General features: G+C 51.8%; 1 protein-coding gene. It reads left to right on the forward strand.

Annotated elements, in window-relative coordinates; translation table 11 throughout:
- On the forward strand, positions 1 to 560 hold a 560-nt coding region (gene uxuA / locus R7P74_RS28330), incomplete at both ends, for a mannonate dehydratase (RefSeq protein ID WP_318124016.1).

Raw genomic sequence — 560 nt, forward strand, 5'->3', positions numbered from 1 at the left:
CAACATGACGGCGGATCAAATTCAACAACTGACAAGCAACATCATTGCTGGTTTGCCGGGCTCAGAAGAAGGTTACACGCTAGAAGAGTTCCACGCGCAACTCGACCGCTACGCAGGCATTAGCAAAGACAAACTGCGTGAGCATATGGCGTATTTCTTGTCGCAACTGATGCCTGTGTGTGAGGCGCACGGCTTGAAACTCGCGGTGCACCCAGACGATCCACCGCGCCCAATTCTTGGCTTGCCGCGTATCGTTTCAACCATCGAAGATATTGATTGGTTGACCGAAAAAGTGCCAAGCAAAATGAACGGTTTGACCATGTGTACCGGCTCTTACGGTGTGCGTGGTGACAACGACTTAGTGAAGATGATCAAAAAGCACGGCGAGCGCATTTACTTCACCCACTTGCGTTCCACCAAACGCGAAGAAAGTAACCCGATGACATTCCACGAGGCGGCTCACCTTGATGGCGATGTGGACATGTACAATGTGGTGATGGCGATTCTGGATGAAGAACAGCGCCGCGCAGAAGTGGGCGACCATCGTTTGATCCCAATGC

The sequence above is a fragment of the Vibrio sp. 2033 genome, from assembly GCF_033339735.1.